The 21,401-nt window shown below is 40.0% G+C and carries 10 protein-coding genes; 2 read left to right on the forward strand and 8 right to left on the reverse strand.

Going from position 1 to position 21,401, the window contains the following annotated elements; translation table 11 throughout:
* Positions 1-277: 277 nt before the first annotated feature.
* The 5 genes from OGI71_RS24080 to OGI71_RS24100 all read right to left on the reverse strand — a co-directional run bounded on the left by OGI71_RS24080 (position 278) and on the right by OGI71_RS24100 (position 11,740).
* Positions 278-2,608, reverse strand: a complete 2,331-nt coding sequence (locus OGI71_RS24080; RefSeq protein ID WP_282252554.1) for a BamA/TamA family outer membrane protein — start codon at positions 2,606-2,608, stop codon at positions 278-280.
* Entirely contained in the window at positions 2,574-7,859 is a 5,286-nt protein-coding gene (locus OGI71_RS24085; RefSeq protein ID WP_282252557.1) for a translocation/assembly module TamB domain-containing protein, read from the reverse strand. The genes OGI71_RS24080 and OGI71_RS24085 overlap by 35 nt, the downstream gene beginning before the upstream one ends.
* 320 nt (positions 7,860-8,179) lie before the next feature.
* Complete coding sequence (locus OGI71_RS24090) at positions 8,180-8,554, reverse strand: DoxX family membrane protein (RefSeq protein WP_223580977.1); 375 nt, start codon at positions 8,552-8,554, stop codon at positions 8,180-8,182.
* 22 nt (positions 8,555-8,576) lie between these two features.
* A complete protein-coding gene (locus OGI71_RS24095) occupies positions 8,577-8,918 on the reverse strand; it encodes a DUF4342 domain-containing protein (RefSeq protein ID WP_282252561.1) in 342 nt (113 codons plus the stop codon).
* Between the two features lie 185 nt (positions 8,919-9,103).
* Positions 9,104-11,740 (reverse strand): valine--tRNA ligase, encoded by a 2,637-nt coding sequence (locus OGI71_RS24100; RefSeq protein WP_282252563.1) that lies wholly within the window; start codon positions 11,738-11,740, stop codon positions 9,104-9,106.
* 688 nt (positions 11,741-12,428) lie between these two features.
* Here OGI71_RS24100 and OGI71_RS24105 point away from each other — a divergent pair.
* Both OGI71_RS24105 and OGI71_RS24110 read left to right on the forward strand, forming a co-directional pair.
* Positions 12,429-14,015 carry an LTA synthase family protein gene (locus tag OGI71_RS24105; protein ID WP_282252567.1) on the forward strand — a complete coding sequence of 529 codons (1,587 nt, stop codon included), beginning with the start codon at positions 12,429-12,431 and terminating at the stop codon, positions 14,013-14,015.
* 4 nt (positions 14,016-14,019) lie between these two features.
* Positions 14,020-15,945, forward strand: a complete 1,926-nt coding sequence (locus OGI71_RS24110) for a sulfatase-like hydrolase/transferase (RefSeq protein ID WP_282252569.1) — start codon at positions 14,020-14,022, stop codon at positions 15,943-15,945.
* A 6-nt stretch (positions 15,946-15,951) separates the two neighbouring features.
* On the opposite strand, the gene OGI71_RS24115 is transcribed toward OGI71_RS24110, so the two are convergent.
* From OGI71_RS24115 to OGI71_RS24125, 3 genes are all read right to left on the reverse strand, one after another.
* The gene (locus OGI71_RS24115; protein ID WP_282252571.1) at positions 15,952-17,028 is read right to left on the reverse strand and encodes a hypothetical protein; all 1,077 of its coding nucleotides are present in this window, start codon (positions 17,026-17,028) and stop codon (positions 15,952-15,954) included.
* Between the two features lie 326 nt (positions 17,029-17,354).
* Positions 17,355-18,596, reverse strand: coding sequence for a 2-oxoglutarate dehydrogenase complex dihydrolipoyllysine-residue succinyltransferase (gene odhB, locus OGI71_RS24120; protein ID WP_282252573.1), 1,242 nt, complete (start codon positions 18,594-18,596; stop codon positions 17,355-17,357).
* Between the two features lie 63 nt (positions 18,597-18,659).
* Complete coding sequence (locus OGI71_RS24125) at positions 18,660-21,401, reverse strand: 2-oxoglutarate dehydrogenase E1 component (protein ID WP_282252575.1); 2,742 nt, start codon at positions 21,399-21,401, stop codon at positions 18,660-18,662.

The raw sequence follows: 21,401 nt of genomic DNA on the forward strand, positions 1-21,401 counted from the left end.
AATTTAACGAATTATTGTCAGTTAATCAATCAATTTCACTGGAATAACTTGTTTTTAAAAAGATCATAGAAGCGCCCATACGGATTTTGCTAATCGTGATGCCCTTCAGGCATTATGGGTGGTATAATCTTTTATTGCCTACTAATGGATGCAAATGCTTATAGAACCAAAAAGCAAAAAAAGACTGTCCTAAAAGACAGTCTTTTTTATGTTTGAGGTAAATTTTAGAATGAAAATTTACTGATTTCAAATTTCATCCCAATAGTATGACTCAGTTCTAGAACGGATATCCAATAGCCAGATTGAACATCAAGTTATCTTTACGCCATTGCGAACTGCCAAAATCTATATCCTTAAATACCCAACGTTCCCCTTTAGGTAAGTAGGGGATACGGAATGGAATTGAAAAATCTGTCCGGATGATCAGGAAGGTAAAGTCGAAGCGCAAGCCGGCTCCGCCACCTACGGCAAGTTCATTCAAAAAGTTTTTGCTGAACTTAGCCCCGGGCTTGTTTACATCTTCTCGTTGTAACCAGACGTTACCTGCATCAATAAATGCTGCCCAATGTACAAAACCAGCCAGTTTAGAACGATATTCTGTGTTCAGTTCCAATTTGATATCACCGGTCTGGTCAGCATAAAATAACCCATTGCTCAATTTCTCCGGAGCAACGGTTCCCGGACCTATAGCGCGCGCACCAAAGGCACGGATGCTGTTTGGCCCACCGACATAGTATTGTTTCAAATAGGGAAGTGATCGGGAGTTTCCATAGGAATAACTCAATCCGAGACTCACTCGGGAAGCCAATTGTGAATTCTCAGACAGTTTCATATAATGCCTTCCGTCGCCGCTTAATTTAATATACTGAGAGAAGTAGGCATCGAATAATTTAAACGTCTTGCCCTTATTGAAGTCTGCCCCTTTGATTAAACCAAGGATATTGCCCGAAAGATCCAAATTTCCTTTGAAATAGAAGGTATTCTTCAATTGCTGCTTCATCGTATTCTGGAACGTGAAGTTGTAGTTTGGTCCGATCGTAAACTGTGGGTCAATGGCATGTCGCAAAGCAGGAATCGTATCCATCTGCCTTTGATAATTCTCCGAAATACCTTTAGGCTGAACATAGGTAATTTCCAACAGGGCAAGGTCATGCTGCTTTTCCTCCGATTCTTGCCAGATATAACCATAATCTAGGGCGATCGAATTGAGCGTATAGGCCTTACGACGATTTAAGAATTCATAACGTCCCTTGACATAGGTTTTAGGGATAAAACGACGTGAGGGATTAATGCTGCCAAAAGGAGACAGGATCCGGGGAAATGTCAGGGTTGCTTCCATTCCGTAACGGTAATAGCTGGAATTCAGATCCGCATTTCCTCCGGTTTGGGTTTCATATCCTCCAAACACATTAAAGCTCAATTGCTCGGCACCCTTAAATGCATTGCGCAGGGTCCAGTTGACGTTGACTTCCGTACCATTATAGACCGATGCCATTTTTCCCAGTAGTTCTACCCGTAAGGATTTTTTTGGTAGTGGTGTGAGATAGTAATAGACATCCAGTGCATTGGGCACCTCCTTACTATCCACAAAGTTGTTCTTTACAAACTTCCAGCTGTTCAGATTGACCAAATGGCTGATCGTCTGGTTGTGCGCTGTACGGTTGTACGTATCTCCGGGATGAAAGAAGATATGTTTTGCGATAACGGGTTTGCGGAATGTACGATTACGGTCAATAAAATAGTAGCTGCTGTCAAATAATTCTGCATTTCGGGTCGACCGTTGGTAGCCCGAACTGGTCTCCGTGTAATTCGGAAAAATATAGATCTTATTGATTTTGGACGGAACCTTCGCTTGCGGCGGTGTCTCTTTCTTCACGGTTACGTACATGTCAACCCTGTTGTTTCGATGCGAACTGTCGACTTCAACCAAAATATAATCTGGACTAAAATAGTAATAACCTTTGTTTTTAAGATCATTATCAATGCGGTCACGTTCATTCAGCACAACATCAAGACTGTAATGTTTACCTACCTGCAAAAGACTCTTGTCTGAGGATGATCGGATATCCCGACCCAATTGGCTTGTGCTATCGATATCAAATTTGACCGACTGGATTTTGTAAATGATATTTGGTTTAGCGGTATAATTTACGGTTGCTTTTTTTTCTTCCACCAGCGTGTCGGATTTTACCTCAGCATTGAAAAAACCAATGTTCTCCATACGGTTCCGCAGCAGATTCTCATTGTATTCACGGTTGACATCACTCAACAAAACGGGTTCTTCACCAATTTTCTTGAAGAATCTCTTGATCATGTTTTTATTGGCAGAATCACCGGCCATATTATTAAAATAAAGCTTAAACGGAACACCCGCCAGACGTTTATTGGGTTTGGGCATCAATGCCGACTGAAGATAGGTTGCAAGCTTTTCCTTATTCTCCTTTGAAATGGTATCTGAGTCTATAATTACATTGCCTTTGACATACAGACTTTCCCCCTCTTTCAAATTCTTGGTGGAAGAACAGGAGGCTATTATTGTGCCCAGTGTCAATATTCCGATAGCAAATTTCAGTTTAGCTCGCATGATAACTCCTTTCCTCATCTTCATTTTTAATCGCTGTCGTTCTGATCGTATCTAAATTTGTTTTTGGACTGGGATTTTTTGGTGCATTTTTGCTTGAGTCCAATTGTTGTTTACGTTTTTCTTTTTCACGCTCTTCAATACGTTTTCTATATTCTGGACTATGGAGCATCAAACTGTCTCTAATGACTGTACGTACGCTGTCCCGATAGACGGAATCCGTTTCCATCCGCTCCACATTAAAGCGTTTTCTAAATCCTTTGCTATCGGTATCATAATATTCCTTAAGTTTTTTGGAACTCATCCAGATCTCTTTAAACTTATTATAGTCCATATTGATAATAAACCCGATACCTGTTTCAACATATTGTCCCTGAAGGGTCACCTGATATTGATTTTTGCGATAAACACGGGCGAAATAACGGCCGTCCTGGGATAATTGATAATCCAGTTGGATATCGCCCGCAATATTATTGGCGGTCTCCCCAGGCCTTGTATTGCCCTCAACCTCGAAATTAGAGCCTACGGTGATTTTCAGGCGGTCATTCAAGAGCATTTTTGATACACCAATATTTAAATCTGTTCGGGTCTGTCCAGCTCCGGTCGCGTAATCCTGTTCAGAGGTTAGGTTGAAATCCAGTTCTACACCGGTGATCAACTCTGAAGCCAAACGGTTCAACTGTCCGCTCAGGAACGAACTGATACTATTTCGGACAATGGCCTCTGTACCACCACCACCAGATAAACTTTCAAATGGATTGGTCGACATAAATCGTCCCAATACAATCAGTGAGAATACCTGTTTATTGAGCTCTGATGGATTTTCACGGAGTGTCGTCAGCGCATTGTTTACTTTGCTGACCACATCTTGAGAGACAATAGAGTTGTTCTCATCCAAGTCGATATCAAAGCCCAACTGTGGCTGGAAGAGTTTGTCAGTAATTTTTAGCAACACATTAAATGGTACACGTTGTTTGTACAGATTGGCATTTTCTGATCCCAATTGCGTCGCCACCAGTTCCAAGGTAGGCGCTTTGGTCGTATATGCTGCCGTAATATTAAGTCGCGCATCCAATGGGTCTCCATTCCAGGTGATGGTACTTCCTTTTTGGAAGGTGAAATCTTTTTTCACAGGGCCAAAACTAAACGAGTAGCTTCCTTTGTCTACGGTAAATGTTCCCGACAAGGTAATTTTACTGCTGGCATCTATACCTGCATTTAATTCTGCCTGACCCTGAATATTGAGTGCATCCTGTGAACCAGCATCTAGGAGAATCTTAAATTTAGCCTCTTTATCCGTTTGTAGGTTTAGATCCACATCCATACCGGTCAATTTAGTAACAGTCATCGAATCTAACTTTGCAAATATATTTGCACGTGTGGTATCACTCTTATCAACAAATTCGACCACACCTTTACGATCAGCCATACCCGGGTTCTCATTCGGCATAACAAAGGTGAAATCGGTATCACCAAGGACCTTGATTGTTCCATCGACAACAGGTTTGTCCAGATTTCCTCTGATCCGTAGGTTGGATGTCAGGTACATCTTACCATAAAACATGTCGTTGTCCGTCTGGGTGGAGTTTAACACCTCAAAATTGTCGGTATTCACATTCAGATTAAAATCAAAATCAGTATAGGTTTTTGTATCGATCGAACCAGTAACTTTGGCAATATTTCCTTTCTTATCCTCCAAGGCGAATTTCGTGAAATTGATTCCGCTATTATCAAAATGCACGGTCTCATCCTTTGCTTTGAAAAGGGCGTTCAACATGGCGATATTGAACTGTGCATCTTTAAACTTGACATCGCCATCTATTAGGGGTTTTGAAGGAGACCCGGTAATTTTCAGTTGACCTTCAAGGTTTCCTTTTGAATCTTTCAAATAGCCCAAACTAAATGCTTGCACAGTCTGCATCGTCAATGGCTGAATATCCAATGTGAAATCCAGACTTGATTCACCTTTAGGTGGGCTAATATAGTCTCCACTTAAAACGACATTATTGCCATTTTCGCTGATGCTGACACGAGCATTATAGGTGTTTTCTTTTTCATTGTTGACTTTAATATTCACATTTCCTACGGTATCTTTTCCGACATAGAATTTGTCGATGACCAGATCCGAAACAAATACAGGGTTGCTTTCTAGACGTGATATTGTCGCCTGCCCATTGATACCACCGCCTAGATCCACGATATCACTCTCCAGCATCTTACTTAGGGTCTCAATACGGAAGTTCTTAAAGGAAATATTTACTGGTGAATTCAATATACTGTCCTGCGAGGATATACTCAATTCTTGCCCCTTACTGCTCAGAACAAAATCTTTTGCCTGAATACCCGTACTTCCAAATTTAAGTACATTGGCAGGATTTACATTCCATTTGTCGTAGTTCAGCATTAAGCCGTCTTGATGAAGACTGAAAACAAAAGCTCCATTGTCGACAGCCATATCTCCACCCAAATGGTACTGCTCCTTCTCTTTTCTATCTTTTATCCACAACCCAAAATCCAGGTTATTCTGAATGACGGAACCACTAAATACAGTATTGACAAGTTCAATGTTGCTGACCTTGATTTTATTGATCAGAGCCGAATAGTAAAGGGTGCTATCCAAGGTGTTAATATCCAAGGTAACATTGTTTATCTCTGTCCCACTATAGACTATTTTTGGTGCATCCAATTTGGCCAATATTGTTTTTGTTTCACTGTTAAACATCCCATCCAGCGTGATATCTTTCATTTCTGTCAGTTCTGGGACAAAGTCCTGGACAAATTTGGTACGGGTCAACTGTGCCGAAAACTCGATGCTTTGCGGCTCATATTTAGGTACCTTAACAGGTTGTCCGGGTTGGTAATACACTTGCAAAATATCCTGAATCGCATTTTGCAGTTCCAGAATTTTGTACTTTCCGACCAAGTGGGCATTGAAAAAAGCGGATTTTAAAAGCAGTAAATTTCTGGTTGTATCCGATTTTGCAATCAGGGAAATACTATCCAGGGAATAATAGGCGTCGTTGTACGCAATAGAAGAGTTGGTGATATGGGCCTCCCCATTCAAAAAGTTTGGATCTGCTGAAGTAAAATGCCCGACCATCTTACCGTGGTATTTGAAATCATCCGCCATTAGCTTCAGATTTTTGAGGTTGATGGTGTCAACCATCAATTCAAAATCCACTTGTGGATATTTAGATTTCATATTGGCCGAGGCATCCAGCTTTAATTTAATATTGGGGTCAGGACTCACCACGGAAGCTTTAATATCTCCTTTGTCTGCAGTGAGGTTCATATCTATATTCTGGTAACGATAACCCATAGCATCCATACGGTTTACTTTGCCGTCGAAATTGGCGACAAGTTTTTTGGGATCCGTTCCGTGTCCTTTTATTTTCCCCTCAAATGAAAGTATACCCAGGGTGCTATCCATTTTCATGATCTGGCCAATATCAAAATCACGGATGCTAACAAAAGCATCGTAGGTCGTATCTCTGCCCGCCATGCTCACTTTCCCATTAACTTTGGCTGTTCCTTTTTCGGTCACCAGTGAGAGGTTGGTGTCAAAGGCAGTCATTCCCCCCTTAAAGGTTCCGGTTAGTCCGATTGTATTGGGCAGCTGAAGACCTGTTGGCAACATGGTTTTGGCGACAAGTTTTTCAATATCTGAGCGACCTGTTGTTAATTTTTTCAGATTAAGGTCCATCGACATCTTATCTACATCCGGCAGCCCCTTTAGGCGCAGACTTGCAATAACCCGTGTATTGGACAAGGTCTGGAAATCAATACTGGGAATATTTAGATCATTTAGTTTGCCCACCACGCGACCATCGATATTGAACTTTTTGTCCATCAACGGCTTCATAACCTGCATCGTGTCAAGGAACGGTGCAAAGAAATAAATGTCGCGCATATCGACATGGCTCTTTTTGATCGTCGCATTCACGTAAATCAATTCTGGTTTTTTGGTAATAATATCCAGTGAAGGGTAGCTTACTTTTAGGTAGTCCCGAATGAGTGTACGTGGTGTTTCCGCATAGAGGTTCTTAATTTCTGCCCCTGTATTGGTATATTTAAAGTCCCCTTTAAGCTGTTTGATAACAAGGCCTGAGTGATCGGATGCGGTCAATTCATGCAATGATCCACTGATCGAATCCTCACTATAATATAAATCCGTCAGATTTGTTTTTATTCCCGGAATCTTGATGTTGAAATAATCAAAGCCTTTCATACGGACTTGATTGTCATCACGGTAAGCTAGACTTGTATTATCGATATTGATATCTTTGGCCGAGACAACCCATTTGATTTTTGTAGTATCAGCAGTTGTATTACCTTTTTCTGGAGTTTTCTTGGCTATTTTACCAAAGAGTATATCATTGTCGGAACCGTCCAAGTGGATAGTTTGGATATCGACCAGTTCCTTATTTAAATCAATCTTGTTGATATCCGCACGGAGATTTTTAATGTTAAACTTGGTTTTCAACGCACTGGATTGATCCTCATAGCGGACAAGGATATTGGCCAGGTCGGCAATTTGTATCCCCAAATCCGGAAGCAGGGTTGTTGTCTGTGCCGTCTTGTCTGTGATACCAAAGTCTTTGACTGTTGGGGCCGTGCCTTCAACGACCGGTTTCCATTGTTTTACGGTCGCATTTAAACCATCTATTTTTACCTTCGGTAGGTTGAAGGCCATGTTTTTTGTCAGGTCAAATTTCTTGATATTGGTGTTTAGTGTACCTAAATAGACGTCAGCACTTGTTCCGATAACGTCATCAGCGTAAACGATATGAAATTTATCAAGCTTTATTTTATCGAGATTGAACAGCAGGGCAGAGGTGGTATCGGCCGTAGGCTTGCTTTCCTTTTCGGATGCAAATGCTTTGACGATATAATCAAAATTAAAGGAACTGTCCGGTAGTGTTCTGCGAATTTTTGCGGTAATTCCTTTCGCTTCGATACTTTGGATCTCGACGGTGTTTTTCAATAGCTTGAGCATATTGATGTCTACAGCTATACGCTCTCCAGCGACCAGGGTATCTTTGCTCTGATCTTCTAGATAGATATCCTGTAACACTAATTTTTTTGGAAAATCAATGTTTATATAACCGATTTTTACCGGCGTACCTATTTTTCCTTCGACATAATGAGTTACTTTTCCTGCAATATAGTTCTGAACGGAGGGTATTCGGATTAAAAATACAACTAGAATAACCAGCGCAATTATTACTCCAATAATCCACAATATTGTTTTGAAAGCAATTCGGGTAAATCTGTTCAACGTATAATTTGATTTAAGTATCTACTAATAAAAATTAAAACGGAAAAAAGTTTGCAAAGTTTTTCAGATATATAACTTATATCACCGCCATTTCAGCAAACTAAGATAAATTTGCTTGTATATGCAAGTTTAATTTGTACTACATATGTATGCAAATATTAGACAATTCCCCATTTTCCCCCTAAAAGTTGTGTTATTGAGAGGATCACATATAAAACACATCAAATAATTGACCAAACCATTTTTGGAGTATAAAGTTTTTTGTTTTTTAATTTTATGTTAACAAAAGCATGTGATATCGATCAATTTGTTAAAAGAGATTACTCCATGAGCTTTTTGTATTTTCCCCAATTTTCAAAAATCACCCATAACCAGATAATGAAAAGTACAGCCCAGATAATTAATCCCATTTGGCTATAAAAAATCATGTTATGTGTAAAAATGCCGATGAGTATTGGAAAGATGACCAATGCGCCTAAGGTTCTCGTCTTGGGGAGGATAAACAATAAGCCCCCCAGAATTTCGATGATTGCAACGAGCGGCATCAACCATTTTATCGTGACAAAAGCCTGAAATACCTTTTGCATATCCATGTCCATAGGTGGAACAGGCATATAATGAAAGATTTTATCTAAGCCCGCATTAATAAAAAGAAGGCCAAACAAGACACAAAGGATATTCTTTATGATGTTCATGATCGTAAAATTTAAGGACCAATTATTTAACAGTAATTGTTGTTGGAGGTTCCGCAGAATCATCCGGCTTTTCCTCTTCTTTCTTTTCGCTGTTTCGTTCCACAGTGATTGTACATTCGGTGAGCAGCGCAGCTACTGCACCAATAGCAGCAAATACAGGTGCTAAGATCAGCCCTAGTGCGCCAACAGTAATTGGAAAACTCATGATTTCTTTGCCATGTTTGTCCGAAATACTGATTTTATTTACATTACCCTCTGCAATGATTTCTTTGATCTTTTGTAAAAGGTTTTCACCGTTGATTTGAAATGTTTCCTTGAATCCCATAATGTTATAATTTAAGTTCGCTCTTATAAAGTTATTCATTTTTTTACAGGAATTCTTATAAAGTTAAAAATCAACAGAAAGGCGATAACACAAAATTTTTGTCATTCTATGGAATCATATATGGGCATGAGAGTAAATGAAGGGAACGCAGCCCGAAAAGTAAAGGCAAATCAAAAAAAAGTCCCGCGAAACTCGCGGGACTTTGAAAAATATTGTTGATCGTTTTAACCTAAAGTGGTCAAGCTATCTTGAAGAATCTTGATTTTAGCTTCTGCATCAGCTTTCTTGCTTTTTTCGTTTTCAACGATTTCTGGTTTTGCATTTTGTACAAAACGTTCGTTTGAAAGCTTTTTGTCTACCGACACCAAGAATCCTCTCAGGTAGTCTAGTTCTTTTTCGATACGTTCGCGCTCTGCATCTACATCAATATTGTTTTCCAGAAGCACATAACACTCATCCTTACCCGCCAAGAAACTTGTTGCACCAGCTACTTTTTCCGTAACAAATGTGACAGCTTCTAGGTTAGCAATTTTCGTGATGATTGCAATATACTGTGCCAGATCAATGTCAGACTGCTGGTTGATCGCCAGAGGTAATGCTACTTTTGGTGAGATACCTTTCGAATTCCGGATATTACGAACTTCGGAAATGATCTGTTGTGCTACAGCAAAATCTTTAATCACCTGCTCGTCAAAAGCACTTACTTTTGGGAATTCAGCGACAATGATACAGTCTTTTTCCTCTTTTATACCAAACAGTTCATCGTGCCACAGTTCTTCCGTTAGGAAAGGCATAAACGGATGCACCAAAGTCAATATACGTTGGAAGAAGGATTTTACCATTTCCAAAGTTTCTGAAGCAATTGGTGAGCCATAAGTTGGTTTCACCAGTTCAAGGTACCAGGCACAGAAGTCGTCCCATACCAATTTATAAGTTGTCATCAAGGCATCTGATAAACGGTAATGCTTGAAGTTTTCTTCAATTTCAGTCAATGCTTGGTTGAATCGTGCATCAAACCATGCAGCTGATATTTTGTCCGACGCTGAAGCTGGAGCATCGATGATTTCTAAGCCTTTCACCAAACGGAAGGCATTCCAGATTTTATTGGCAAAATTACGACCCTGTACACACAGCTCAACATCAAAAGGTAAGTCATTTCCAGCAGGAGCTGTCAATAACATGCCCATGCGCGTTGCGTCAGCACCATATTCGTTCATCAAATCAATAGGATCAGGTGAATTACCCAAAGATTTTGACATCTTGCGACCTAATTTGTCGCGTACAATACCTGTAAAATAAACATTTTCAAAAGGGAGCTGTCCACGGAATTCATAGCCTGATACAATCATGCGTGCTACCCAGAAGAAAATAATATCCGGTGCAGTGACTAGATCCTGTGTTGGGTAGTAATAGTTGATCTCTTCATTTTCAGGTTCATTGATACCATTGAATACCGAAATTGGCCATAACCAAGCTGAAAACCAAGTGTCAAGCACATCTTCGTCCTGACGTAGATCTGCAAGCGTTAGACCCGCATTGCCCGATTTTTGCTGTGCCAGTGAAAGCGCTTCTTCGGCGGTCTGTGCAACGACAAAATCATCGTTACCATCACCATAGAAGTAAGCAGGTATTTGATGTCCCCACCACAATTGTCTTGAAATGTTCCAATCTGTTACATTTTCCATCCAGTTGCGATAGCTATTTTTGAATTTCGTTGGATGGAATTTAATGGTATCATCCATGACATTATCCAAGGCAGGTTTTCCCAGGTCTTCCATTTTCAGGAACCATTGGTTAGAGATCTTAGGTTCAATAACAGCACCGGTTCTTTCAGATGTTCCGACATTATTGGTGTAGTTTTCTACTTTTTCCAGCAATCCTTTTTCTTCCAGTTCTTTTTCGATCTCTTTACGTACTTTGAAGCGATCCATACCAGCATAATGTAAGCCGTTGTCGTTTAATTTCGCTTCATCGGTGAAGATATCCACAAATTCCAGATCATGCTTTTTACCTAGTTCGTAGTCATTGATATCGTGTGCTGGAGTTACCTTAAGACAGCCTGTACCAAATTCAAGATCCACATATTCATCTTCAATGATATTCACTTTACGTCCGACGATTGGTACGATCACTTGTTTTCCTTTTAACCAAGTGTAGCGTTCGTCGTTTGGATTGATACATACTGCTGTATCACCAAAGATTGTTTCTGGACGGGTTGTGGCAACGACAATATATTTGTCCGTTCCTTCAACCTGATATTTCAGATGGTATAATTTACCGTTCTTTTCCTTGTAAACAACTTCTTCGTCGGAAATATTGGTTTTTGCTTCTGGATCCCAGTTAACCATGCGGTAACCACGATAGATTAATCCTTTATTGTAAAGGTCAACAAATACACGGATCACCGATTGATACAATTCAGGATCCATGGTAAAACGGGTACGATCCCAATCACAGGAAGCGCCTAGTTTTTCCAGTTGCTTTAAGATAATGCCACCGTACTTTTCTTTCCATTCCCAAGCATGCTTTAAAAAATCCTCACGAGATAGGGATCTTTTGTCAATGCCTTGCTCCTTTAACATAGCGACGACCTTAGCTTCAGTGGCGATGGAGGCGTGGTCTGTCCCTGGTACCCAACAAGCGTTTTTACCCTGCATGCGTGCGCGGCGAATCAAAACGTCTTGAATAGTATTGTTCAGCATATGACCCATGTGCAATACGCCAGTGACATTCGGTGGCGGCATTACAATCGTATAAGGTTCACGTTCGTCAGGAGTAGACCGGAAAAATCCGTTCGCTTTCCAATAGCTGTACCATTTTTCTTCAGCTTCTTTTGGATTGTAAGTTTTCGCTATGCTCATTTTAAATTCTATATTCAATTTTTTAAGGAATACAAAAGTAAGGAATTCTATGTTATTTTCCTTGTTATCATTGATCTTGTTATTGATTGTAGATCAAAGACCAAGGATAAGGGGTGAAGGATCAACGTTAAGGAGCAATGATTAAAGATCAGAGCTGAAGGATGACAAGGGGGCGAGCATTAAAGATCGAAGAGAATGTACAAAGAGGCAAAAATTAAAAAGTCGGAACCATTCAAATAAACCGAAGGCTTGTACAAGTAGAATCTCAATACTCACTACTAACTACTCAAACCTTAATACTTTTTTAATCTTTTCTTCATATTACTAGTCGATTAGCCTAGTTTTAACGTAAATTAATGTAAATTTGCCTGTTTTATTTTTACACGAAGGGATGCAACGATTTGCGAACGAACTTAGGGCGTTAACACAATATTTTTTGTTTTGGCTAATTATCTGTTTTATAGATAGATTTATTTTTATTTCTGCTTTTTTTGAGAAAATAGGAACAGCTCATTTCACTGAGGTTTTTAGAATTTATTTTCATGGATTAAGCCTTGATTTTTCAGCCGTATCCTATATCTGTACCATTCCCTTTCTTGTTTATTGTATACTTGGATTTTTTCCAAAGGCCCAGCCGAAACGCATCATCCTTGATATTTACACAATTGTCGTACTGGTTTTATTTTTTGTGACCAGTTTTATCAATGTTAATATCTATCGAGAATGGGGCGATAAAATATCAAAACGAGCTATAGATGCTTTCCTGGCATCACCATCCGGAGCGGTAGCTTCTGCGGAGTCTACACCTGTTTTTCTTCCGATCCTCGGAATGTTAGTGGGGATATTTTGCGGGTATTTTCTCTACCGTTGGATGTTTAAAAAAGTACATTTTTATAATGTTAAATCACCGATTGGCAACTTTGTAAAACTGGCTGTCGGCATTTTTGTTCTCTTTACCTTTATCCGCGGGGGGTATGGCCGTGCGACACTAAACCCTAGTAAAGCTTATTATTCTGAGGTTACCTTTTATAATCATGCGGCTGTGAATACACAATGGTCGCTTTTGCGCGACTTTTTTACCAAGAGTACAAAACTGAAAAGTCCTTATGATTTCTATGGTTCGGATCAACAAGGTCTTCAAGAGCACTTGAAGCCTGCGTTCCAGAGTCAGCCTGATTCCGCTGTCGAAGTTTTATCTACCACACGTCCCAATGTTGTTATCATCATGTTGGAAAGTTTTGTCGGTGATCTCATCCAGTCTTTGGGTGGTGAAAAAGGCATTACACCACATATGGAAGAATTGATCAAAGGTGGAATTTTATTTGATCACATCTATTCCGCTGCCGATCGTTCGGATAAGGGGATGGTTGCTATACTCAGTGGATTTCCAGCACAGGGACCGGAAAGTATTATTAAGTATATTGACAAACACGAAAATATGCCTGCCATTGGTCAGGAATTTGACCATGCAGGTTATGAAACTTCATTTTATCATGGTGGACAAAGTGAATTTTATAATTTCAAGTCCTACATGTTGACACATGGTATTTCCAGAGTGATTGATAACGCCAATTTTGGTTTGGATGCCGAGCGCGCTTCCTGGGGAGTCTACGATCATGTGGTGTTCAACCAGATGATTCATGATTTTAGAAAGGAGAAACAACCCTTTTTCTCGACGATATTTACATTGATCAATCACGAACCATTTGAATTAAAGCACGGTTATAAATTTGGTAGTACCAATAACGCCGATAAGTTCAGAAGCACGGCGAATTATACGGACTCGGCTGTTTTCGATTTTATTGGTAAAGCCAAGAAAGAAGCCTGGTACAAAAATACACTTTTTGTGATTGTCGCGGATCACGGCCATCGTTTGCCATCGGAAAAATGGGAACTTTTCCATCCCAATAGATTCCATATCCCACTGCTGTTTTTTGGGGATGTCATCAAGCCGGAATACCGGGGTAAAATCTTCAATCGCATCGGAAACCAAACAGATTTGGCAACGACACTGTTGACGCAGTTGAAACTTCCGACCAATAGATATCATTGGAGCCGTGATTTACTTAATCCGACGACACCACAGATCGCTTTCTATAATTCCAAAGATGCCTTTGGTGCCGTTACACCAGAACAGGCAGTATCTTTTGATAATGTTGGCCGAATCATCAACTATAGATCCAATAAAGAATATCCTGCTGCCAAAACCGATAGTATATTGAATATTGCCAAAGCGTATTATCAGCAGGTCTATCGTGAATTTCTAAAATATTAACCTGATGAAGTTAAGAGGAATATTAGCACCCTATTTTGCAGTCGCCATTCGCTTTGCCTTTCTTTTAATCGTTTATGCCCTGCTCAGATGGGGGTTTTATCTGCTGAATGCCTCATTATTTCCTAACGTAAATGCAGGAAAACTGTTTGTAATGTTTGGCGGAGGTGTGCGTTTTGATACAGTAGCTTTGCTCTATCTGAATATTCTTTACATTGTTATGCAGACGGTCCCTGGACCATTCACTTATAATCCGACCTATCAACGGATTTCCAAATGGATCTTTGTCGTAGTTAATTCGCTAGGGATCGCCTTGAACCTGATAGACTATGCCTATTATCCTTTTACACTAAAGCGGACCACTGGTACAGTATTGAGCCAGTTTTCAAATGAATCCAACTTGTTTAAATTGGCATTTGACTTTTGTCTTGATTACTGGTATCTCCTGCTGGTATTTGCATTACTCGTCTATGGACTATCGAAATCTTATCAGTTGATCCAACTGGAAAAACCAAAACGTTATTCCTGGAAACCTTTCCTCGTTCAGGTTCCTTTCTTTTTATTGACTGCTTTTCTTTTTATAGGTGGTGTTCGTGGCGGCTGGGCACACAGTACCCGTCCGATTACATTGAGCAATGCGGGTGACTATGTGGACACCCCCGAAGAAATGAATATTGTACTGAATACGCCATTTAGTATATTGAAAACCTTAAAAGCTGTTAGTCTCAAGCCGGTGAACTATTATCCAGAGCAGGAGCTGAACAAGTTGTATGATCCGATCCATCTTCCACAAACAGACAAACCCTTCAATAAAAAGAATGTTGTTGTATTGATTTTGGAAAGTTTTGCAAAGGAACATTTTGGTGAACTGAATAAAGATATTCAAGATGGAAAATATAAAGGTTATACTCCTTTTCTAGATTCTTTGATTCGCAACGGCTATACCTTTACAGATACCTATGCTAATGGTCGCAAATCCATCGATGCCTTACCTTCGGTGATTACAGGTATCCCTTCCATAGGCGAACCCTTTGTGCTTTCAGTGTATTCTGGTAATGAGACCACTAGTTTGGCTAAACTCTTGGGAAAAAAAGGATATGAAACTGCATTTTTCCATGGTGCTCCGAATGGAAGTATGGGTTTCTCAGCCTATATGAAGTTAGCAGGAATTCAACATTATTTTGGTAAAAACGAATATAACAATGATCAGGATTTTGATGGTATCTGGGGAATCTGGGATGAACCTTTTCTACAGTTTACCGCTAATAAAATCAATACGTTAAAACAACCGTTTTTTGCAAGCTTCTTTTCGCTGTCCTCACACCATCCTTTTAAGGTGCCAGAAAAGTATCAGGGCAAATTTCCGAAAGGACCGCTACCGGTGCAGGAACCAATCGGCTATACCGACAATGCACTTCGCGAATTCTTTGCGACTGCATCTAAAATGCCTTGGTTTAACAATACCTTATTTGTGATCTGCGCTGATCACGCAACTGTAAGTTACCTTCCCGAGTATCAGACTACAGCTGGAGGCTTTCAGATCCCGATTATATTTTATGCTCCAGGCGAAGGATTGGTCGGTAAGGCGGATAAACTGGTGCAACAGATCGATATTATGCCCACCGTTTTAAATTATCTCCATTACGATGAACCCTATTTTGCGTTCGGTTCGGATGCGTTTAAACCAGGAAGGGATAATTTTGTCCTGAACAATAATGCTGGGAGCTACAATTTTTACTACAAAGACTATATGATGTCTTACGATGGCTTAAAGCCGGTATCCCTTTATAATATGAAACAGGATCGGTTGATGAAGCAGGACCTGATAAAACAACATCCGGCAGTCTTGGATACGATGGAAACTAAGATGAAAGCCTTTATTCAACAATATAACAATCGGATGATTGAAAATAAGTTGACCTATAAAAAGTAGGTCAACTTAATTCATTTGCTGTTTTTGAAATTTGATCCGGATGCTCCTGTCTATAACAAAAAGAACCAAATCATAAATGATATAGATGAATGGCAAGGTAACAATGACCAATAGGATAAAACCTCGACTGTTATCTGTAAAAATACCATTGACCAGGTAATTTGCCAAACTGGTCCAAAACCAACAAAATCCATAGAATGAACCTGGTACGATCAGGTTTCCAATGAGTAGTGCATAACGATACCGGCCTATTTTGTACTTTTTATAGATATACTTGATGTGTAAATAGAATAGTATAATGGATCCGATCAATGCAAGGAGTTCAGGATGGATCCAGAGAATTGCGCTTGCTAAAAATGAGGTCTTTTCCCCAACTTCGATTTTAAAACTTTCTTGTTTTCCGACAGACGCAATAGTCCAATGAACGAGCGTGTCAGTTTGCTGTTTAGGAGCGCCCAAATTCTGCGCATAAGCCTTCATCTTATTTCCCGTATGCAGGTACAGATCAATTGGTCCAAAAGAAGACCAGTACTTCGAAGGAAATAGGAGATATTCAATTTCATATTTTGTGAGGATATCCCGACGGTCATAACCCATCAAAGCACGGTACTGAATTTTAATACTGTTTTCACCCTTATGAAGTTTGGCTGTAAAATAAAAGGCATCATTTAGGTTAATTCGCTCCCATTCCGCATTTCCATAGCTGATCTCATAGTAACCATCTTTGAACCGTAAAAACGGTAATTTAGGATTTTTTTGATCTAATGGAATAGATTTAATCTCTTTTTGGTTAACAGTCACGTTTTCTAATCCATCTAAATTGAGCGCAAGAAACACCAAGGGAAAGTCCATGTTTTCCTCGGCATGGATGATATATTCTATATTGAATTGGCTCTGATAATCATAATCTACCGTGTCGCGCACAAGGTGTATATCAATTCGTTCGCGAAGTACTTTTGCTTTACTCGAAGGAACCAATTGGGCCGTAATGCTATGGGGACCAAATGGATTGGCCATGTTGGCTGAGAGTGCCAACACCGAAAGCAAAAGAATAATCGTTAGACCTATTATCTTACTGTTCATAATTGTTTATTTAATGCATCTTCCATTCCGCTGGCTATAAATGAACCTCGCAGGCTTATTTAATTCGCTGATAGCTTCTTAGCAAACAAATATCTACAGGTGAAAGTATAAATTAAAAAGAAGAAATTAAAACCTTGATTTAGATTCGCAGGCAGAAACCTCACAAAAGCCGCAGGAGGTGAGCAAGGGGGAGGATAGACATTCTGTCCAATCCATATTCGTAGAATACCTAAGGAAATCAAGCCGAGAGAAGGGGAGGCAAAGTATAATAAAAAAGACCTGTACGATTCGTACAGGTCTTTTTTATGTTATAATTTTGGTAACAATTATACCCCCAACAATAAACGAGCTGGATCTTCTAATAATTGTTTTACACGAACCAAGAAGCTTACTGACTCACGACCGTCAATAATACGGTGATCGTAAGAAAGTGCAATGTACATCATCGGACGGATAACAACCTGACCGTTCTCAGCGATCGGACGTTGGATAATGTTGTGCATACCCAAGATTGCTGATTGTGGTGCGTTGATGATAGGCGTTGACATCATGGATCCAAATACACCACCATTAGTGATTGTAAATGTACCACCAGTCATCTCGTCGATCGTTAACTTGTTGTCACGTGCTTTACCCGCCAATGTAGCAATCGCTTTTTCGATTTGCTCCAATGACATCGCATCTGCGTTACGGATAATAGGAACAACTAGCCCTTTAGGAGCGGAAACTGCAATTGAAATATCTGCAAAATCAGAATACACGATTTCATTTTCTTCGATACGAGCATTCACTGCTGGCCATTCTGCCAATGCTGTAGTTACTGCTTTTGTAAAGAAAGACATGAAACCAAGACCGATACCAAATTTCTCTTTGAACGTATCTTTATATTTAGCACGTAGATCCATGATCGGCTGCATATTGACTTCGTTGAAAGTTGTCAACATGGCTGTTTCGTTTTTAACAGCTACTAAACGTTTTGCGATAGTTTTACGTAAAGAGGATAATTTCTCACGACGCTCGTTTCTTGAACCAGCAACTGGTGCAACAGTAGTTGTAGCAGCAGGAGCAGCAGGTTTCGCAGCTGGAGCTGCAGCTTTTGCAACAGGTTGAGCCTTGTCAGCATCTTCTTTTGTGATGCGGCCATCTTTACCTGTTCCTTTTATAGTTGAAGGATCAATTCCTTTTTCTCTCAAAATTTTTGCGGCAGCAGGAGAGGCTGTACCAGCAGCGTAGCTATCTGGATCTTCGTCTTTTGCAGCAGCAGCTGGAGCTGCAGTTGATGATGCCTCAGCAGCAGGTGCAGCAGCAGGAGCTGAACCACCAGCAGGAGCTTGACCTTCTTCAATTGTACAAACGACAGCACCGATTTCTAAAGTATCACCTTCTTGTGCAATGATTCTTAAGATACCTGCTTTTTCAGCTGGTAATTCAAACGTCGCTTTGTCTGACTCCAGTTCGGCGATGTTTTCATCCATCTCCACATAATCGCCATCTTGTTTCAACCATTGTGATAAGGTTACCTCCGTGATAGATTCACCTACGGTTGGTACTTTAATTTCTAAGCTCATATATAATGTTCTTTATTAACAATTGCGTCCTATACATAAGACGCAATTGATTTTAAATTGTTTTTATTCGAATGATTTATTTAAGATCGCTGCTTGTTGAGCAACGTGTTGCTTCATATAACCTGTTGCTGTACTTCCGCTTTCTTTACGTGCTACGAAACCTGTAAATGCAATCTCAGTACCCATCAGTTTGCGGCAGTAGTAAGACCATGCACCCATGTTCTCATTTTCCTCTTGTACCCATACAAACTCTTTGGCTTTGTTGTATTTTTTACGGATCGCTTTCAACTGCTCAGCAGGGATTGGGAACAATTGCTCGATGCGAACGATTGCTACATCCTTACGTTTGTCAGCTTCTTGTTTTTCCAATAAGTCATAATAAACTTTACCAGAACAGAACAATACACGTTTTACATCTTTTGCAGCTACATTTGCATCATCGATGACCTCTTGGAATACGCCTTCTGTGAAGTCTTTCAATGGAGAAACAACTTTCGGGTGACGCAACAATGATTTCGGTGTAAAGATCACCAATGGTTTACGGAATTCGCGTACCAATTGACGACGTAACAAGTGGAAGTAATTGGCGGGTACTGTACAGTTTGCCAAGATCATGTTCTCATCTGCACATAATTCCAAGAATCTTTCGATACGTGCCGAAGAGTGCTCAGGACCCTGTCCTTCCATACCATGTGGAAGCATCATCACTAAGCCGTTTGAACGTCTCCATTTTGTTTCCGCACTCGATAGATATTGATCTACGATGATTTGAGCACCATTGTAGAAATCACCGAATTGTGCTTCCCAAATTGTTAACGAGTTTGGATTAGAAGATGCATAACCATATTCAAAACCTAAAACAGCATATTCTGAAAGTAAGGAGTTGTAGATCGAGAATTTGTCGCCACCTTTGATATTTGCCAATGGAATATATTTCTCTTCAGAATCTTCTAAAGTCAATACCGCATGACGATGCGAGAATGTACCACGTTGTACATCTTGACCCGAGATACGAACACGGTTGCCTTGATCCAATAAAGTCGCATAAGCCATTAGCTCACCCATTGCCCAATCGTATGCATCATTGCTGATCATTTTTGCACGATCTTCAAACAGACGAGTGATCTTACGGAAGAATTTTTTGTCCGAAGGTAAAGTCGTGATCTCTTTCGCCAATTTCAAGAAAAGATCTTTTGCAACTTTAGTTTTATCCGTAGTTGTCGATACTTCTCCTTTTTTGGCCGGACGTAACCCTTCCCAGGCACCTTTAAACATCGGAAGATCTTCAGTCAATACTTCAATAGTTTTCGCTTCTTCAAGTTTAGTCTGCAATTCCGCCTTAAATTCTTTTTCTATATTTTTTGAATACGCTTCATCAATACTTCCTTCGGAGATTAATTTTTTCGCGTATACTTCTTTTGGATTCGGATGTTTTTCAATGATTTTGTACAACAAAGGTTGTGTGAACTTAGGCTCATCAGCCTCATTGTGACCAAATCTTCTGTAACATAATAAGTCGATAAATACGTCTGTTTTGTATTTTTGACGGTATTCAACAGCCAAATTAATCGCATAAACTACAGCTTCTGCATCATCTCCATTGACATGGAATACAGGCGAAGAAGTGATTTTTGCAACATCGGTACAATATGTTCCAGAACGTGCATCTTTATAGTTTGTTGTAAATCCGATTTGGTTATTGATAACGATATGTACTGTACCGCCAGTTTTGTAACCATCTAGTTTGGACATTTGAGTTACTTCATAAACTACGCCCTGACCAGCAATTGCAGCATCACCATGGATAATGATCGGTGCAATTTTTGATGAATCACCATCGTATTTGAAGTCGATTTTAGAACGTACCATACCTTCTACAATTGGATCTACTGTTTCCAAATGGGAAGGGTTTGGCGCCAAACTCAAGTGAACGGATTTGCCATCGTTGGTTTTGACTTCAGAAGAGAAACCCAAATGGTATTTTACGTCACCACCGAAGTTTACCTCTGGATCGTCTGCATAGGTTTTACCTTCAAATTCCGAGAAGATGGATTTGTAAGATTTACCCATGATATTGGTCAATACGTTCAAACGACCACGGTGAGCCATACCGATTACAAACTCTTGGATGCCAATTTCCGAACCTTTTTCGATAACTGAGTCCAATGCAGGGATTAAGCTTTCTGCACCTTCCAAAGAGAAACGTTTTTGACCTAAAAACTTAGTACCTAAAAAGTTCTCAAACACAACAGCATGGTTCAGTTTGTTCAGGATTCTCTTTTTGGTATCCAAAGAGAATTTTGGCATATTACGATCCGCTTCCATGCGGTCCTGCAACCATTTTATCTTTTCTGGATTACGGATATATTTGAATTCTGCACCAATAGAACGGCAATAGGTATCTTCAACCAGTTGACGGATATCTTTTAATGTTGCTGGACCTAAGCCAACTTCTACACCTGCATTGAAAACTGTGCTCATGTCTGCCTCAGCAAGACCAAACGTTTCCAATTCCTTTCCAGGGTAGTACTTACGTCTTTCGCGAACAGGGTTGGTGTGAGTGAAGAGGTGGCCACGGTCACGGTAACCGTTGATCATGTTCAGCACATTGATTTCTTTCAATACGTGCTCAGGAGTTGCCTCGCCTACTGAACTTGTTGTTCCACCAGCATTTTGACCGAAATCAAAACCTTCAAAGAATTTTTGCCATCCGAAATCTACCGATTGGGGATCTTGCTTGTACGATTGATATAAGCCATCGACATAAGCCGAATCAGCATTACTCAAATATGTCAGATTGTCCAT

Source organism: Sphingobacterium sp. ML3W (genome assembly GCF_029542085.1).
Taxonomy (GTDB): Bacteria; Bacteroidota; Bacteroidia; order Sphingobacteriales; family Sphingobacteriaceae; genus Sphingobacterium.

Coding starts and splice junctions, on each gene's coding strand:
- OGI71_RS24080 (WP_282252554.1), bottom strand. CDS start 2,608: ATGAAGATGAGGAAAGGAGTTATCATGCGAGCTAAACTGAAATTTGCT.
- OGI71_RS24115 (WP_282252571.1), bottom strand. CDS start 17,028: ATGAACAGTAAGATAATAGGTCTAACGATTATTCTTTTGCTTTCGGTG.
- OGI71_RS24095 (WP_282252561.1), bottom strand. CDS start 8,918: ATGAATAACTTTATAAGAGCGAACTTAAATTATAACATTATGGGATTC.
- OGI71_RS24125 (WP_282252575.1), bottom strand. CDS start 21,401: ATGGACAATCTGACATATTTGAGTAATGCTGATTCGGCTTATGTCGAT.
- OGI71_RS24100 (WP_282252563.1), bottom strand. CDS start 11,740: ATGAGCATAGCGAAAACTTACAATCCAAAAGAAGCTGAAGAAAAATGG.
- OGI71_RS24090 (WP_223580977.1), bottom strand. CDS start 8,554: ATGAACATCATAAAGAATATCCTTTGTGTCTTGTTTGGCCTTCTTTTT.
- odhB (WP_282252573.1), bottom strand. CDS start 18,596: ATGAGCTTAGAAATTAAAGTACCAACCGTAGGTGAATCTATCACGGAG.
- OGI71_RS24110 (WP_282252569.1), top strand. CDS start 14,020: ATGAAGTTAAGAGGAATATTAGCACCCTATTTTGCAGTCGCCATTCGC.